The organism is Hydrogenimonas cancrithermarum (assembly GCF_030296055.1).
GTDB classification, from domain to species: domain Bacteria; phylum Campylobacterota; class Campylobacteria; order Campylobacterales; family Hydrogenimonadaceae; genus Hydrogenimonas; species Hydrogenimonas cancrithermarum.
The window spans coordinates 967,307-982,855 of sequence record NZ_AP027370.1 but is presented as its reverse complement, the minus strand read 5'-3'; the positions used below and the strand labels follow the sequence as shown (position 1 = coordinate 982,855).

At 53.3% G+C, this 15,549-nt stretch carries 15 protein-coding genes and 2 pseudogenes; 10 read left to right on the top strand and 7 right to left on the bottom strand.

The window, feature by feature from the left end; translation table 11 throughout:
• Positions 1 to 3: 3 nt before the first annotated feature.
• The 4 genes and pseudogenes from QUD54_RS05010 to uvrB form a co-directional block, all read right to left on the bottom strand.
• Positions 4 to 615 carry a trimeric intracellular cation channel family protein gene (locus QUD54_RS05010; RefSeq protein WP_286337860.1) on the bottom strand — a complete coding sequence of 204 codons (612 nt, stop codon included), beginning with the start codon at positions 613 to 615 and terminating at the stop codon, positions 4 to 6.
• A complete protein-coding gene (locus tag QUD54_RS05005; protein ID WP_286337859.1) occupies positions 612 to 1,148 on the bottom strand; it encodes a gamma carbonic anhydrase family protein in 537 nt (178 codons plus the stop codon). Before QUD54_RS05005 ends, QUD54_RS05010 begins: the two co-directional genes overlap by 4 nt.
• A 60-nt stretch (positions 1,149 to 1,208) precedes the next feature.
• Entirely contained in the window at positions 1,209 to 1,289 is an 81-nt protein-coding gene (locus QUD54_RS12035; protein ID WP_406600587.1) for a UvrB/UvrC motif-containing protein, read from the bottom strand.
• Positions 1,275 to 3,179 (bottom strand): annotated as a pseudogene (gene uvrB / locus QUD54_RS05000) (excinuclease ABC subunit UvrB); the annotation flags it as partial. The gene QUD54_RS12035 and the pseudogene uvrB, both read right to left, overlap by 15 nt.
• Positions 3,180 to 3,443: 264 nt before the next feature.
• Between uvrB and QUD54_RS04995 the strand changes: the two are divergent.
• The 10 genes and pseudogenes from QUD54_RS04995 to QUD54_RS12005 all read left to right on the top strand — a co-directional run.
• Positions 3,444 to 3,674 (top strand): hypothetical protein, encoded by a 231-nt coding sequence (locus tag QUD54_RS04995; RefSeq protein WP_286337857.1) that lies wholly within the window; start codon positions 3,444 to 3,446, stop codon positions 3,672 to 3,674.
• Between the two features lie 31 nt (positions 3,675 to 3,705).
• Complete coding sequence (locus tag QUD54_RS04990) at positions 3,706 to 3,921, top strand: hypothetical protein (protein ID WP_286337856.1); 216 nt, start codon at positions 3,706 to 3,708, stop codon at positions 3,919 to 3,921.
• 82 nt (positions 3,922 to 4,003) lie between these two features.
• On the top strand, positions 4,004 to 4,465 hold the full coding sequence (locus QUD54_RS04985; protein ID WP_286337855.1) for a type II secretion system protein: 462 nt from the start codon (positions 4,004 to 4,006) through the stop codon (positions 4,463 to 4,465).
• A 45-nt stretch (positions 4,466 to 4,510) separates the two neighbouring features.
• On the top strand, positions 4,511 to 4,969 hold the full coding sequence (locus QUD54_RS04980; protein WP_286337854.1) for a type II secretion system protein: 459 nt from the start codon (positions 4,511 to 4,513) through the stop codon (positions 4,967 to 4,969).
• Entirely contained in the window at positions 4,956 to 5,372 is a 417-nt protein-coding gene (locus tag QUD54_RS04975) for a type II secretion system protein (RefSeq protein WP_286337853.1), read from the top strand. The genes QUD54_RS04980 and QUD54_RS04975 overlap by 14 nt, the downstream gene beginning before the upstream one ends.
• 7 nt (positions 5,373 to 5,379) lie before the next feature.
• On the top strand, positions 5,380 to 7,215 hold the full coding sequence (locus QUD54_RS04970; protein ID WP_286337852.1) for a primosomal protein N': 1,836 nt from the start codon (positions 5,380 to 5,382) through the stop codon (positions 7,213 to 7,215).
• 24 nt (positions 7,216 to 7,239) lie between these two features.
• Positions 7,240 to 7,782 (top strand): Uma2 family endonuclease, encoded by a 543-nt coding sequence (locus QUD54_RS04965; protein ID WP_286337851.1) that lies wholly within the window; start codon positions 7,240 to 7,242, stop codon positions 7,780 to 7,782.
• Between the two features lie 25 nt (positions 7,783 to 7,807).
• Positions 7,808 to 8,869 (top strand): flavodoxin-dependent (E)-4-hydroxy-3-methylbut-2-enyl-diphosphate synthase, encoded by a 1,062-nt coding sequence (ispG, locus tag QUD54_RS04960; protein WP_286337850.1) that lies wholly within the window; start codon positions 7,808 to 7,810, stop codon positions 8,867 to 8,869.
• A gap of 3 nt (positions 8,870 to 8,872) precedes the next feature.
• Entirely contained in the window at positions 8,873 to 11,332 is a 2,460-nt protein-coding gene (dnaB, locus tag QUD54_RS04955) for a replicative DNA helicase (protein ID WP_320051891.1), read from the top strand.
• Positions 11,244 to 12,509: pseudogene (locus QUD54_RS12005) on the top strand (ComEC/Rec2 family competence protein); the annotation flags it as partial. The gene dnaB and the pseudogene QUD54_RS12005, both read left to right, overlap by 89 nt.
• Here QUD54_RS12005 and QUD54_RS04945 read toward each other — a convergent pair.
• The 3 genes from QUD54_RS04945 to QUD54_RS04935 are packed head-to-tail and all read right to left on the bottom strand — an operon-like array spanning position 12,465 to position 15,505.
• Positions 12,465 to 13,358 (bottom strand): YihY/virulence factor BrkB family protein, encoded by an 894-nt coding sequence (locus tag QUD54_RS04945; RefSeq protein ID WP_286337849.1) that lies wholly within the window; start codon positions 13,356 to 13,358, stop codon positions 12,465 to 12,467. The pseudogene QUD54_RS12005 and the gene QUD54_RS04945 sit on opposite strands and share 45 nt — an antisense overlap.
• Positions 13,359 to 13,406: 48 nt before the next feature.
• Positions 13,407 to 14,789 carry an FAD-linked oxidase C-terminal domain-containing protein gene (locus QUD54_RS04940; RefSeq protein WP_286337848.1) on the bottom strand — a complete coding sequence of 461 codons (1,383 nt, stop codon included), beginning with the start codon at positions 14,787 to 14,789 and terminating at the stop codon, positions 13,407 to 13,409.
• Positions 14,789 to 15,505 (bottom strand): plasminogen-binding N-terminal domain-containing protein, encoded by a 717-nt coding sequence (locus QUD54_RS04935; protein ID WP_286337847.1) that lies wholly within the window; start codon positions 15,503 to 15,505, stop codon positions 14,789 to 14,791. Before QUD54_RS04935 ends, QUD54_RS04940 begins: the two co-directional genes overlap by 1 nt.
• Positions 15,506 to 15,549 lie beyond the last annotated feature (44 nt).

The following is a 15,549-nucleotide window of genomic DNA, read 5'->3' as shown; positions in this document are numbered from 1 at the left end:
CGATTATCCTCCAAGTTTGGGTAGTTGCCATTTTTTGTAGTAGGCGAGAAGGCGCAAAAAGAGCGCCCCGGCGGCGATGCTCATCAATGTAAAGGTACCAAGGCATCCGACGAGACTGCACAGGTAGACAAGAAGGGCGATCAGCAAGGCGATGGTGCCGTAAAAATCGCTCGTGAGCACGATGGGGACTTCGTTGACCATCATGTCGCGCAGCATGCCGCCTCCGACGGCGGTCATGAAGGCGAGCAGCATCACGCCGAAGAGATTGAACTTAGCTTCGATGCCGACCAGCGCCCCCGTGATCGCGAATGCGACGAGCCCGATGCTGTCCATGACGATGAAGATGGCGAAACGCTCGGGCCGCTCTTTTTTATGGAGTTTGAGCGAGAGTGCCAGCACGATGCCGGCAACGACGAATAGAAGCACGCTGCCTTCGGTAAAGGCGATGGGCATGCGCCCGACGATGACGTCGCGGATGACGCCGCCGCCGAGTGCCGTCAGAAACGCGGCGATGACGATGCCGAGTAGATCGAGCCCTTTGCGTACTCCCATCAGAAAGCCGCTGACGGCAAAGGTCACGAGACCGATCGCGTCGGCTGCGGCAAAAAGGCTCATGCCAGGAAATCGATGTAGTCGTTTTTGAACGCGACGTATCGGCGAGCCGAAGCGTATAGCTCTTCGACCTCTTCATCGCTCAGCTGGCGCACGACTTTGGCGGGCGAACCGATGATGAGGCTTCGCGGCGGGAACTTTTTGCCACCGGTGACGAGCGCGCCCGCCCCTACGATCGACTCCTTGCCGATGACGGCGCCGTCGAGAATGGTGCTGTTCATTCCGATAAGACAGCCCTCTTCGATGGTACAGCCGTGCAGCATGACGCGGTGGCCGACGGTGACGTCACTGCCGATGATCGTCGGATGGCCGTCGCTCATGTCGGGATTTTTATAGTGGGTGACATGGATCATCGTCAGATCCTGGATGTTGGTGCGGTCGCCGATGCGTATCTTGTGCACGTCGCCGCGGATGACACAGCCGAACCATATGGAGCACTCCTCGCCCGTTTCGACATTCCCGATAACGGTGGCATCGGGCGCTGTCCATGTGTTTTCGCCAAATTTCGGAAACCACTCTTTGTATCGCAGCAACATGTTGACTCCTCTTCAGGAAAAGTTCAGAGAATATACCATAAATTTATACGCACTATTCACTTACAACTGTTTGATCTTATTGATCTGGTCGCGCAGTCTGGCCGCCTCTTCGAACTCCAGTTTTTTGGCCGCTTCTTGCATTTTTTTGGTCAGCTCTTTGACCATCTTCTGCCGCTCCTTGGCCGGCATTCTTTCGATTTTACTCTTCTTTTCGTAGAGAATGCCGTGGTCTTCGAGTTTCAAGTTTTCGTCGAGACGCCGTCCGACCGACTTGGGTGTGATACCGTGCTCTTCGTTGTAGATCATCTGCCGTTCGCGGCGGTGCTGCGTGATGTCGATCGCCCGTTTCATCGAAGGGGTCTCTTTTTTGGCGTACATCAACACGCGGCCGTTGAGGTTTCGCGCCGCACGGCCCATTGTCTGGATCAACGCCGTCTCGGAACGTAGAAACCCCTCTTTGTCGGCATCGAGGATCGCCACGAGACTCACTTCGGGCAGATCGAGCCCCTCGCGCAGGAGGTTGATCCCCACCAGCACGTCGAATTCTCCCATCCGTAAGCTTCGGATGATCTGGTTGCGCTCGATAGCGTCGATATCGGAGTGCATATATTTGACGCGCAGCCCCAGGTCGTTGTAGTAGGTGGTCAGCTCTTCGGCCATTTTTTTTGTAAGCACCGTCACGAGTACCCGCTCATTCCGTTCGACCACCTTTTTGATCTGATCGTACAGGTGCTCCACCTGATATTCGCTGTCGACGATCTCCACTTCCGGGTCCAGCAGCCCCGTCGGACGGATGATCTGTTCGGCGACGACGGCGCTCAGCTCGATCTCCAGTTCGGCAGGCGTCGCCGAGACAAAGAGGTAGTGGGGCGCTTTGTCGATAAACTCTTCGAATTTGAGCGGCCGGTTGTCGAGCGCACTGGGAAGCCGGAAGCCGTACTCCACCAGTACTTCCTTGCGGCTTCTGTCGCCTGCGTACATCCCGCGAAACTGCGGGAGGCTCACGTGTGATTCGTCGACGATGATGAGGTATGGCTTGCCTTTGATCTCGAAGTAGTCGAGCAGAGAATAGGGTGCTTCGCCGGGCTTTTTGTCGGTCAGGTGGCGGGCGTAATTTTCGATCCCTTTGCACATACCGGTGGTTTCGAGCATCTCGAGGTCGAACTCGGTGCGCTGCTTGAGGCGCTGGTACTCGAGAAGTTTGCCCTCTTTTTTGAACCAGGCGAGCCGTTCGGCCAGCTCCTCTTCGATGCTCTTGATCGCCTCCTGCAGCTTGTCGCCGCCGACGATGAAGTTGCTGGCGGCGTAGATCGTCGTGGTTTTCAGCTCTTCGATCTTGCGGTTGGTCAGTGGGTCGAAAGTGTAGATCGCCTCGATCTCGTCACCGAAAAACTCGACGCGTATGGCTTCCTCTTCGCTGTAGGCGGGGTAGATGTCGATGACGTCCCCGCTGAGGCGGAAATCGCCGCGGTCGAAGAAGTTGTCGTTGCGCTTGTACCCCATCTCGACCAGCCGCAGCAGCAGCGTGCGCTGGTCGATCTCGTCACCGATTTCCAGTTTCTGGACCATCTTTTTGAACTCGATCGGGTTACCAAGGCCGTAGTTCGCCGAAACCGATGCGACGACGATGACGTCATCATATGTCAGCAAGCTCGCCGTCGCACTGAGACGCAGTCGTTCGAGCTCTTCGTTGATCGAACTGTCCTTTTCGATGAAGAGATCCTGCCTCGGGATGTAGGCTTCGGGCTGGTAGTAGTCGTAGTAGCTGATGAAGTACTCGACATGGTTGTTGGGGAAAAAACCCTTGAATTCGCTGTAAAGCTGTGCCGCCAGTGTCTTGTTGTGAGTCATGATGAGCGTCGGGATCTGCAGCTTCTGGATGATCTGCGCCATCGTGAAAGTCTTGCCGCTTCCGGTGACGCCGAGCAGTGTCTGGTAGCGGTGCCCCGCCTCGATGGAGTTGGTCAGCAGTTTGATCGCCTGCGGCTGATCGCCGGAAGGTTCGAAATCGCTTTTCAGTTCGAAGAGCAAGGAACTCCTTTTTCATTTTTCATTTGTCCGCTTTGCGGACGGCGGTTTGTGTTGAGGGTTGAGTGTTGGGAATTGGGATGGGTTTTCGTCCCGAATTTGACTAAAACTCTTGACAAGGCTCGGCGAGCCGTGCTCACCTTCTCAAAACTCAAAACTCAAAACTCAAAACTCAAAACTCAAAACTCAAAACTCCCTCTAATGACAAACCTTGCCATTTTAGTCTATAATTATATCAGCAAACTCAACTTACGAAGGATTCCCCGTATGGAAAACATCCCCGTCATCGACCAGCTCTCCAAAAAGATCGACGAAGTATTGGCACGCCTGAAGAGGCTCGAAGAGGAGAACGGCCGTCTTCGTAACGAACTGGTCGCCGTCAAAGCCCAGAACGAAGCCAAAGATGCCCAGATCGACAGGTTGAACGAAGAGCTGACGATGAAAGACCTCGAAATCGAAGAGGTCATCGGAAAAATCGAAGCGATATTGGGCGAATGAGACGCTCATATCCAATCGAGGGTAACGCGAGATGAAAAAAATCTCCCTCGTCATCGGCGGCAAACGCTATACGATCACCCTCGAAGAGCCGTTTGCGGAAGCGGTCGAACAAGAGTTGACCGAACTTTTCGATCCTGCCAAGGACAACGAGACCAAAACACTGCTGCAGGCGTTTCTCACCAAACAGATCGAGTGCCTCGAACTCGAAGAGAAACTGAACGAACTTCTGAAAAAATTTCCAGATTAAGTTAACTTTTACACAGATTGGCCGATAATAGTTCCGAGCCTTTGTAGCGACAAAGGACAAATACTACTTTTAAGGAGTAACCATGCGACGTGGTTTTACAATGATTGAATTGATCTTCGTGATCGTGATTCTGGGTATTTTGGCGGCAGTTGCCATTCCGAAGCTTGCGGCAACGCGAGATGATGCGAAAATTTCGAAAATCGCAAGCAATATTCAAGCGGCGAAAAACGAAATTGCATCCTATGTCGTTGCGCAAGGAACCGAAGCGAACGCCACGAACATAGATGCTGATTGGTATAAGACAGCTTCGAACATCATCAGCGAAGGTGTTTCATCAGAGGATATCACCATCACTGGGTCAGGTCCTGCAACGGTGAATTTTCTGGACAAGGATCACAACGAGACATGCATGACGTTGCAGTACGCTGGCAACAACATCGTCATTAAAGAAGGGACGGACGCCAGTAGTGCCATTTGTACCGGTGTCAAGGGTCTCGTGAAAGAGTCCAATATCACGGTCAGCGGACAGTCAGTTAAATACTGATTCGAGTGAGGAGTGCCTCCAAAAAGGCACTCCTTGTCATATTTAATGCAAAAAAGAGCGTTTACTATTGTCGAACTTGTTTTTGTCATTGTGATTATCGGTATCTTGGCGGCGGTCGCCATACCCAAACTCAATGCGACGAGGGTCGATGCGAAAACTTCCGTATTGGCTCAAAAAATCATCCTCAGTATCAATGAAATAAAATCTCACGCATTGGCAAGCGGAAATCTGGACAACAATATCACAGCCTATTCCAATATGGTCAACGAAATGATAGCGGAGGGTGTCGCGGTTTTGAATCATGACGGTAGTCAAATTACGATCGATACCGGTTCGGAAAACAGTTGCTTGTCGTTGAGTCTGGTCGGTAATAACCAGGAGCTCAACCTGAGTGTCACGATGGGGCAGAATATAAGCGACGATCCCATTTGCGACGGGGTGCAAAAACTGTTGGGCAACCAGAATTACGTTATGAAGATAAGGGGACAACTTGCAAAATTCTAAAGCCGCGTTTACGATGATCGAACTCATTTTTGTCATAGTAGTGATAGGCATTCTCGCCTCTATTGCTATGCCAAAACTTTGGGTGACGCGCACTGATGCCATCATCAGCAAAGGACGGGCGGAAGTCGCGACGATTCGAAGTGCCATCGCGACTTCGAGACAGAAAAATCTGCTCGAAGGGAATGCCAGCTACCCTTCGGCGCTGGAAGATACAGGGGAACCGCTTTTCGCCAACCTTCTCGATTATGGAATGACATCGGATACGACGCCGGGGCACTGGAGCAAGAGTGGCAACTACTATGTCTACCATATCGGCTACGATACCAACGCCACCTTCGAGTACAACGCCACAAGCGGCCGGTTCGACTGTATCAGCGGAGAGTGCGCTTCGTTGACCCATTGACGATTCGATGAATTACTACGAAGTTTGCCTGCTTGGCAAACGGGCCCCGCTTTTCACCTACAGCTTTCACGAAAAAGTGCAACCCCATACCCTCGTCGTTGTCGAGGTACGCGGAAAAACGCACAGGGCCGCGATTGTTACGGAGGTTGAAAAACCGGATTTCAAGACGCATGCGATCGTCGAGACTTTGCCTTACCGATTCGACGCTTATCAGATCGAGACGGCGCGCTTCGTGAAAGAGTATTACGCCTGTACCTTCGGCGAGGCGCTGGCGCTTTTCGAACCCTTCGAGATGGGCCGTTCTTTGCCGCAACATTCGGAATTTGAAACCGATATCGTGCTTTCCGATACGCAGGAAAGAGCGTTCGAAGCGTTGCAAAAGCATGGCTCTGCCCTTCTTTTCGCACCGACGGGCAGCGGAAAGACGGAGATTTACATGAAACTCTTCGCCAAGGCTTTGCAGGAGGGAAAAAGCTCCGTCTTTCTGATGCCCGAGATCAGCCTGACGCCGCAGATGGAGAAGCGGCTGAAGGTCCATTTCGGCGATCGCGTCGCGATATGGCACTCGAAGCTGACGAAAAAGAGAAAAACCGAAACACTCGAAAAGATTCGAAGTGGCGAGGTGCGTATTGTCGCCGGGCCGCGCTCGGCGCTCTTTCTGCCGCTGCACGACATCGGAGTGATCGTCGTCGACGAAGAGCACGACGACAGCTACAAAGCGCACAACAGGCCCCGCTACCATGCAAGAGACCTGGCGCTTTTCATGGGGAAAAAGCTGGGGGCGAGGGTCGTGCTCGGAAGTGCGACACCGAGTGCCGCCACCTATGCCAGACAGCCTGTCGTTCGTATCAGGGACCCTTATGTCAAAACGAAAAAACGCTACATTTTCGAGCGGGGTGGCTGCGCTTTGACGCCGACGATGATCGAAGCGCTCGAAGCGCATCACAAGGCCGGCGGCCAGGCGCTCGTGTTTCTGCCCACAAGGGCCAACTTCAAATATCTTTACTGCGACAACTGCGGCTATACGGTCGAGTGCCCATATTGCTCGGTGGGGATGAGTCTGCATAGAAATCGCCGGCTGGTGCGCTGTCATTACTGTGGCTATGCCGAGAAGATCCCGGAAAGCTGTCCGAAGTGCGGGTCGATCGTCCGGGCGGACCGCATCGGGACGGCGGAAGTGGTCGAGCAGTTGGGCGAGCGGTTTCCGGAGATCAAAATCCAGCAGTTCGATAAAGATACGATCACCACGGCGAACAAACTCCAAAAAGCGCTCGACAGATTCTCCAACAAGGAGACAGATGTTTTGGTCGGTACCCAGATGCTCGCCAAAGGACACGACTATGCCGACATAACGCTGGCGATCGTTTTGGGGCTCGACTACATTCTGGCACTGCCGGATTACCGGGCGAGGGAACGGGCACAGTCGCTTTTCGTGCAGATCGCGGGACGCGCCGGAAGAGCGCGTGAAGCGACGGTGATCGTGCAGACCAACCAGCCGGAGTTTTTCAGTGAATACATCGGTGACTACGAGAAGTTTTTGAAAGAGGAGCTGCAGTTTCGTGAAGGGCTCTATCCGCCCACGATGCATCTGTGCCGCCTGCTTTTCGCTTCCAAAGACGAGAAAAAAGGGCTTGCCGAAGTGGAGCGCGTCAGAGTACTGATCGAGAGATTCGACAAGGTTGAAATCGTCGGATCCGGCAAAGCTCCGATCGAGAAGATTGCGGGAAAGTTCCGTTTCAACATCCTGCTTAGAAGCCCCAACCGCAGCGATTTGTTGCGTGTCGTCAAGGCTGTCGATGACGGAAGTTTCGAAGTCGACATGGACCCGGTCGATTTCGCGTAAATACGATGTGGTATAATCTTTGGTATGGAAGCATTGCATTATGACGAACACTATACAAGAGCCGATTATGCACGCTGGGAAGGTGACTGGGAGTTGATCTATGGACATCCTTATGCGATGTCGCCCGCTCCGACGACGACCCATCAGGGCCTATCGCTGCAGATTGCGATGCAGCTTTATCGAAAGATCGAAGAGAGTGGTTGTGAAGATTGCAAAGTCTTTCAGGATGTCGACTATGAAGTATCGGAAGATACGGTTGTACGCCCCGATGTACTGCTGATATGCAAGCCGGTTGGCGAAGTCGTCAACAAGGTACCGGAGATCATTTTCGAAATCATTTCCCCTGCAACAGGACGTCGCGATGAGACGATCAAGTTCGAACTTTACCAAAAAGAGGGTGTTGGATATTATGTACTTGTCTATCCGGACGGACAGGTCGCCAAAGTATATCGATGCAACGAGCTTGGAAAATACGTTAAAGTCGGTGATTTCGACAATGAAACGATAGAGTTCGAGACAAAAAAGTGTCGATTCGATTTCGATTTTTCAAAAATCTGGCGACAGTGATCCACATTTTCGCTACAATCCGATTATGATTCAACGATACCCAACCAAACAGATTTTTGTAGGCAGCGTGCCCGTCGGTGGAGATGCTCCGATTTCGGTGCAGTCGATGACCTATTCGCGTACGGCGGACGTGGCGGCGACGGTGGAGCAGATCAACCGGCTGCATTTTGCGGGCGCGGATATCGTGCGTGTGGCGGTACCGGATTATGAAGATGCCGAAGCGCTGAAGGCGATCCGTGCACAGACGTCTTTGCCGCTGGTGGCGGATATCCACTTCAACTACCGCCTGGCGCTCATCGCGGCGGAATCGGTCGACTGTATCCGCATCAACCCCGGGAACATCGGCGAGAAGTCGCGTGTGAAAGAGGTTGTGAAGGCGTGCAGCGAGCGCAACATTCCGATCCGTGTCGGCGTCAACTGCGGAAGCCTGGAAAAAGAGTTCGAAGAGAGGTATGGCCAGACCGCCAAAGGGATGGTGGAGTCGGCACTCTACAACATCAAGTTTCTCGAGGATCTCGGCTTTACCGACATCAAAGTGTCACTCAAAGCGAGCGATGTGGAGCGCACCGTCGAAGCCTACCGGACGCTGCGTCCGTTGGTCGATTATCCGTTTCATCTAGGTGTGACGGAGGCGGGTACCGTCTTTCATGCGACGATCAAGAGTGCCATTGGCCTGGGAACACTGCTGCTCGAAGGTATTGGCGACACATTGCGCGTTTCGATTACCGGGGAACTTGAAAAAGAGATCGAGGTGGGACGTGCCATCCTCAAAGACAGCGGTGCGGCGAAGGAGGGGCTCAACATCATCTCCTGTCCGACCTGTGGGCGTATCGAAGCCGATCTCGTGAAAGCCGTGGCCGAAGTGGAGGAGAAAACCAGGCATATCAAAACCCCTCTCAACGTTTCGGTGATGGGGTGTGTCGTCAACGCGATCGGAGAAGCGAAAAGTGCCGATGTGGCGATCGCCTACGGCAAGGGTAGCGGGTTGATAATGGTCAAAGGCGAAGTGGTGGCGAAACTGCCGGAAGAGCAGTTGGTCGGCCGTTTTTTGCAGGAAGTGGAAAAGATGGCGAAAGAGGCGGAGTAAACGGTGGAAGAACATCTTTATAACCTAAATATCGAGCGTGCTGTTTTGAGTACGATTGTTTTCGATCCGGTGCAGTATGAAGAGATCGCGGCGCAGCTCAAAGCGGAAGATTTTTACCATCCGTTTCACCAGCATCTTTTCATGGCAATGGAAGAACTCTTTAGGGCCGACCAGCCGATCGACGAAGAGTTTCTTCGTGAAAAACTGAGCCATAAGCATCAGTTCGATGAAGTGGCGTTTCTGGACATTCTAAGCGCCAACCCGCTCTCCAATACCCATGCCTATATCAAAGAGATCAAAGCCAAGGCGCAAAAACGCGCACTCGTGACGCTGGCTACGGAGATCAAAAAACTGACGATCGAAGAGGACCTGCCGGCGGACGACGTGATGGATGCGGTGGAGGCGAAACTCTACGCCATCACTTCCGAAGCGTCGACACAGGATTTCCGTGAGAGCCAGGAGATGGCGCTCAGTACGCTCGAACATATCAAAAAGATGAAAGAGCGGGGTAACTCGATGCTGATCGGCGTCGATACCGGCTTCAACGATCTCAACCGCATGACGTCTGGATTTGGCGAAGGGGATCTGGTCATTGTCGCGGCGCGGCCGGCGATGGGAAAATGCCTGGGTAAAGGAACGAAAGTCCTGATGTACGACGGTTCGCTCAAAAAGGTCGAAGATGTCGAGGTGGGTGATCTTCTGATGGGTGACGACTCGACACCAAGACGCGTCCTTTCGCTGGCGAGGGGACGCGAAATGATGTATTGGGTGCGTCAAAACAGGGGTATCGACTACCGTGTCAACGAGAGCCACATACTCTCTCTCAAGCGAAGCCGAAACGAAAACGGTCATAGACATGGCGAAATTCTGAACATTCCCCTCAAAGAGTATCTGAAAAAAAGCGACAAATTCAAGAGCAATTACAAAGGGTACAAGGTCGCCGTGGAGTTCGCCGAAAAAGAGGTGCCGGTCGACCCCTATTTCCTAGGCATCTGGCTGGGAGACGGGCGTGGCAGTGATGTACGGATTGCGACGGAAGATCCCGAAGTGGTGGCGTTTCTCGAGGCGTACGCCGCAAAACTGGGTCTAACGCTCTATCTCTACGCCGCCGAGGGTAAGTGCCCGATGTACGGGATCACCAATGGCCGCTCGGTCGATCCGAACGGAGCCTTTTCACTGCAAAAATCCCTTCGCGATCTGGGGATGCTCGAAGCCAAAAGGATTCCCCGCGACTATATCGCCAACAGTCGCGAAATACGGCTGCAGCTGCTCGCGGGCCTGGTCGACAGCGACGGATATTATGATGACAAGTTTCACGTGATCGAGATCACCCAAAAGAGCAGATCGCTGGCCGAGGATATCAAATTGCTGGCGGATACCCTCGGCTTTCGAACCTCGCTGATCCCCAAAAAAGCGACGATCCGTTCGATCGAGTATGAAAGCGAAGTCTATCGGGTCAGAATCGTGGGGGATCTGGAGGAGATTCCGACGAAGATCCCCAGAAAAAAGGCGAGACTGAGAAAGGCAGCCCGGGATGTCTCCCATACGGGTATATGGATCGAACCAGACAGGGTGGACGACTATTACGGATTCGTTTTGGACGGCAACCATCTTTTTCTGCTGGAAGACATGACCGTGACCCATAATACGGCATTGACGCTCAATATGGCTCTCAAAGCCCTCGAAAATGGGGATGGCGTCGCCTTTTTCTCGCTCGAAATGCCGGCGGAACAGCTGGTGCTCCGGATGCTTTCGGCCAAAACCTCCATCGCCTTGCAGGATCTTCGTGTGGGGAATCTTCGGGACGAAGAGTGGACCAGGCTCAGTGAAGCGGTCGATTGGCTGAGCGGCCAGAAACTTTTCGTCGACGACGAAGGAACGCTCAACATCCATCAGGTGCGGGCGAAACTGCGAAAACTCAAATCGCACCATCCCGAGATCAAAGTGGCGATCATCGACTACCTGCAGTTGATGAGCAGCGGAAGCAACAAAGACCGCCATCAAGAGGTGAGCGAAATCTCCCGTGGCCTCAAGATGCTGGCACGGGAGCTGCAGATCCCGATTGTCGCGCTTTCGCAGCTCAACCGTTCTCTCGAAGCGCGCGCCGACAAGCGGCCGATGCTCTCCGACCTCCGGGAATCTGGGGCGATCGAGCAGGATGCCGACATCATCCTTTTCGTCTACCGCGACGATGTCTACCGCATTCGTGAAGAGAAGGAGAAGGAGATGAAGGCGCGTGCCGAAGGCAAAGAGTACCGCTCCAACTTCCATGAAAAAGAGGAGGAAGATGCGGAGATCATCATCGGCAAGCAGCGTAACGGTCCAACCGGGATCGTCGAGCTGAAGTTCCAGAAGCGTTTCACACGCTTCGTCGATGCCGGACGCGTGCCTGTCGAAGTGGTCTACGAACAGTCCAACATCGACACGGGCGCCGAAACGAAAATTGAGCTTCCGCCTATCTAAACCGGCACTCATTGAGGGGCGCCGAGAGTGGGGAGTGTTCCTTCTCCTCTCCCTCCTCCTGTTCACCGTTTCGCTCGGATGGCGATACCACGACTACACCCTCTTCGTCTCTCAAAAAAAGATATTCACCGATGCCGACGTACTGATGCAGTACACCAAAAAGAGGGCGGGTAAAACCTACGAGGTTTTGAAGCTCGAAACGTCGGAGGGGCTCACCTTCTATACCACGTCGAAAAAAGCGTTGGAGAATCTGGAGGGGAAAAACGTTTCGGTGCTTCTCTTTCCCAAAAGGGTCACCTTCCCCGACTATCTCGCGACACCCTACATCCCCTCCGTCCTTTTGCGCACCCACCATGCCGAAGCTTTGAGGATGCGGCTGAGCGATACGATCGCGAAGCAGCATGAAACGGCATGGATGCGGGAGCTTTTCGGTGCGCTCTTTCTCGCACTTCCCGTCCCGAAGGATTTGAGAGAGCGCGTGACACTGCTTGGTGTCAACCATCTGCTGGCATTGAGCGGATTTCACATGGGTCTGCTCTGGCTCATTCTCTACAGTCTGCTTTCGCAGCTCTACAAGCCGTTTCAGAGGCTTTTTCCGTGGCGGCACAGGCTTCTGGACGTCGGAGCGTTAACGCTGCTTTTTCTGGGCGGCTATCTTCTCCTGACCGGATCGCCGCCGTCGCTGCTTCGAGCTTACTTCATGGTCGTGGTGGGGTGGATCGCGCTGCTGTTGGGGATCGAACTTCTGTCGTTCACGTTTCTGGGGGTTTGTGTCGTCATGCTGACGGCGCTCTTCCCTGCGCTCCTGCTCTCCATCGGGTTCTGGCTCTCCGTCGGCGGTGTCTTTTTCATCTATCTCTTTTTGAAATGGACGGTGGCGTGGCCCAAGTGGGCCATTTTTATCGGGTTGAATCTCTGGGTCTATCTTTCGATGCTTCCGGTGGTTCACGCGATTTTCGGGACTTTTTCGTTCTATCAGTTCGCATCACCGCTTCTGACGATGCTTTTCACGCTCTTCTATCCGCTTTGGATGGCGCTCCATCTGCTCGGTATCGGAGGGGTGACGGACAGGTGGATCGTGGCGCTGCTTCACTGGCCGGAGGCGGGGGCATCCGCAGATGTGACGACGCCTTTATGGTTCCTTTCGCTCTTCCTCGCCGTTGCGCTCGCCGCCGTCCGGTGGCGTATCGCACTCTATATGCAGTTTGGGCTTTCGCTCGGATGGCTCTTTTACCTGGTTCAGCAGATAGCATAGTTTTTGGCCGTAGAGGAAAATGATCCATGAAACATAGATCCACAGCATAAAAAAGAGCAATGTACTGAACGATCCGTAGATGGTGGCGTAGGTTTTGTTGTGAACCGTGTAGTAGATGAAAAGGTTTTTGCCGATGTACCAGATGAGCGACGCGAAAAAGGATGAGATGAGTGCCGCTTTGAACTTGATGACGACGGTGGTCGAGATTTTGTAGGTGACGAAAAAGAGCATCCAGATGATGAGGTAGGGAAAGAGTGCAAGAAAATCGATGCTGTTGGTGTAACTCGACTGGTTCAGAAGCTGCTGAATTTTGACCGAAAGGTAGATCGAGGCCGCCAGCCCCATGGGGCCCAGAGTAATGAGCGTCCAGTAGGTCGTCAGCGCGTTCCAGAACCCCTTTTGCTTCGATTTGAAAATTTTCCCAACGATATATTCGTAGTTTTGAAAGAAGAGGATCGATGCGATCATGATGAAGATGAAACCGATGACACCCAGTTTCGAGGTGTTGGCCAAAAAGGTATCGATGTATTGTGCAACGGTGTCGTGCGAGGCGGGCATGATGTTGGAGAAGATAAAGGATTTGATCTTTTCGTACTGTTCGCTGAAGTTTGGAAGACGGACGATAATCGAAAAACTGATGAGCAGGAGCGGAATGATGGTGAAGATCGTGTAGAAGCTCAGACTCGCGGCATAGTAGGGAATATCGGGATCGTAAAAGCGTTTGAGGTTGCAGTAGATGGTTTTGATGAGTCGTTCGGTTTTATGTCGCATGCGGTTATTTTAGCATAGTTGGAGAGGATGCATCCTCTCCTGGAATCGTCAAAGCGCCATTTTACCGGGGTTGAGGATATTGTTTGGATCGAAGGCACGTTTGATGTCCCGAAAAAGGTTCATCTCCTCTTCGGTGAAGGCGAGATGCATGAAAGGTGCTTTGGAGAGGCCGATGCCGTGTTCTCCGCTGAGGGTGCCGCCCAGCTCGACGGTGATGCGGAAGATCTCTTCGATCGCCTTGTGGCCGATTTCGAGTTGCTTCGGATCGCTGCCGTCGACCATGACGTTGGTGTGGACGTTGCCGTCACCGGTATGGCCGAAGCAGGGGACTTTGACCTTGTATCTGAGTGCAACGTCGTCGATGCGGCGCAGAAGTTCCGGCAGTACAGAACGTGGAACCGTGATATCTTCGTTGATCTTTTTGCTGCCGTAGATCGTGATCGACTGGCTGGCGTTTCGGCGGGCGAACCAGAGGTCGGCCGACTCCTCTTCGTTGCGTGCCTTTTTGAACTCCATGCAGCCGTTTTCCATAAAGACCCGTTCGATCACCTCCATCTGGTAGTCGATCTCTTCGGGCAGATTGCCGTCGACATCGGTGATGAGGATCGCCCCCGCTTCAGTCGGAAGCCCTTTGTGGAACTTCTCTTCGACGGCACGGATCGTCAGGTTGTCGAGAAACTCCATCGCCACCGGCGTGACGCCACTGGCCATCGTTTTGTAGACCGCCTCCATCGCCCGTTCGACGCTCGGGAAGATGCCCATCGCCGTCTTTTTGAGCTTCGGTTTGGCGATCAGTTTGAGGGTGATTTCGGTGATGACGGCGAGCGTCCCTTCGCTGGCGATCAGGATGCCGGCGATGTTGTAGCCGGCGACATCTTTGATCGTCTTTTTACCGGCGCGGATGATGTCGCCGCCCGGACGTACGGCACGGATCGCCATGACATAGTCTTTGGTGATTCCGTATTTTGCCGCCCGCATACCGCCTGCGTTTTCGCTGACGTTGCCGCCGATCGTAGAGTACTCCTGACTCGCCGGATCGGGCGGATAGAAGAGCCCCTTCGCTTCGACCGCTTTTTGCAGGTCCATGTTGATGACGCCGGGCTGTACGACGGCGACCATGTTGTCCATGTCGATTTCGAGAATCTTGTTCATATGTTTCTCGAGTGCCAGGACAATGCCGCCCTTGGCTGGAAGTGCACCGCCGGTGAAGCCGCTTCCCGCACCGCGCGGGACGATGGAAATCCTGTGTTCGTTGCAGTATCTGAGTATGGCACTCACATCCGCTTCGTCGCGTGGAAAGACGACGGCATCGGGTTCGTATCGCTCCCGGGTCGCATCGTAGGAGTAGGCGATCATGTGGGCTTTGTCGTGGTAGACGTTTTCATTTCCGACAAAAGTTTTCAGCGCTTCGATATGTTTGGCATCTATCATCACTTCTTCTCCACTTTTTTGTAGTATCTGTCGAAATCGTTCATCGTGTAGTCGCTCCAGTCGAAAAAGGCGCTCGGAATCGATTCGAAACGGTGGAAGAAAGGAGCTTTGAACTCTTTTTCGTCGACCGATGCGACATCGGCATGGCCAACCTTTTTCCAGCTGATGCAATCGATGAAGTCGGTGCCGTCTTGGAACATGAACATCACCAGGCCCAGATGCATCTTTTCACACATGCGCCGAAAATGGCGCTTGCGGGGTAGCGGCTCTTTGACTTTGGAGAGTTCGGCGGCGAAAAGGTCGGGGTGAACGAGTGTCAAATGGGGAAATTCGGCTTTCGCTTTTTCCAACGATTTTTGATTGGGGACGATCGGCAGGACACGGTCGTAAAGATATCCGAGAATGACCGTATCGCCGTTTTGCGGTTTCGTTTTGATCGTCGGAAGCTTGGGTTGCACGAGACCGTGATAGGGGAGCAAATGGATCTTCGTACCGCTTGCGTCACTGGCGGTGATCGCAGCCGATGCGACGATAGCGCGATGGCTATCGTTATAGCGGTGGATGACGATTCCGCTTGCACCGATTGGAAGGTTTCCGATGTCGATCGTGGCATATTCTTTGTCGACATTTTGCAGAGTCGCCGTCACACTACGTGGACCCTCCGCGGCACCGAGCGTTAGAACGAAGAGGAGAAAAGAGAGAAAAAGGCGTATCATGGAATCGAAATCCTTGGTTGTAGAAGTTGGGTTGATTATACTCA

What these genes read in the sequence shown, in the direction of transcription:
- QUD54_RS04945 (WP_286337849.1), bottom strand. Translation starts at nt 13,358, where the DNA reads ATGCGACATAAAACCGAACGACTCATCAAAACCATCTACTGCAACCTC.
- QUD54_RS04985 (WP_286337855.1), top strand. Translation starts at nt 4,004, where the DNA reads ATGCGACGTGGTTTTACAATGATTGAATTGATCTTCGTGATCGTGATT.
- QUD54_RS04990 (WP_286337856.1), top strand. Translation starts at nt 3,706, where the DNA reads ATGAAAAAAATCTCCCTCGTCATCGGCGGCAAACGCTATACGATCACC.
- ispG (WP_286337850.1), top strand. Translation starts at nt 7,808, where the DNA reads ATGATTCAACGATACCCAACCAAACAGATTTTTGTAGGCAGCGTGCCC.
- QUD54_RS12035 (WP_406600587.1), bottom strand. Translation starts at nt 1,289, where the DNA reads ATGCAAGAAGCGGCCAAAAAACTGGAGTTCGAAGAGGCGGCCAGACTG.
- QUD54_RS04935 (WP_286337847.1), bottom strand. Translation starts at nt 15,505, where the DNA reads ATGATACGCCTTTTTCTCTCTTTTCTCCTCTTCGTTCTAACGCTCGGT.
- QUD54_RS04970 (WP_286337852.1), top strand. Translation starts at nt 5,380, where the DNA reads ATGAATTACTACGAAGTTTGCCTGCTTGGCAAACGGGCCCCGCTTTTC.
- QUD54_RS05010 (WP_286337860.1), bottom strand. Translation starts at nt 615, where the DNA reads ATGAGCCTTTTTGCCGCAGCCGACGCGATCGGTCTCGTGACCTTTGCC.
- QUD54_RS04995 (WP_286337857.1), top strand. Translation starts at nt 3,444, where the DNA reads ATGGAAAACATCCCCGTCATCGACCAGCTCTCCAAAAAGATCGACGAA.
- QUD54_RS04965 (WP_286337851.1), top strand. Translation starts at nt 7,240, where the DNA reads ATGGAAGCATTGCATTATGACGAACACTATACAAGAGCCGATTATGCA.
- QUD54_RS04980 (WP_286337854.1), top strand. Translation starts at nt 4,511, where the DNA reads ATGCAAAAAAGAGCGTTTACTATTGTCGAACTTGTTTTTGTCATTGTG.
- QUD54_RS04940 (WP_286337848.1), bottom strand. Translation starts at nt 14,789, where the DNA reads ATGATAGATGCCAAACATATCGAAGCGCTGAAAACTTTTGTCGGAAAT.
- QUD54_RS05005 (WP_286337859.1), bottom strand. Translation starts at nt 1,148, where the DNA reads ATGTTGCTGCGATACAAAGAGTGGTTTCCGAAATTTGGCGAAAACACA.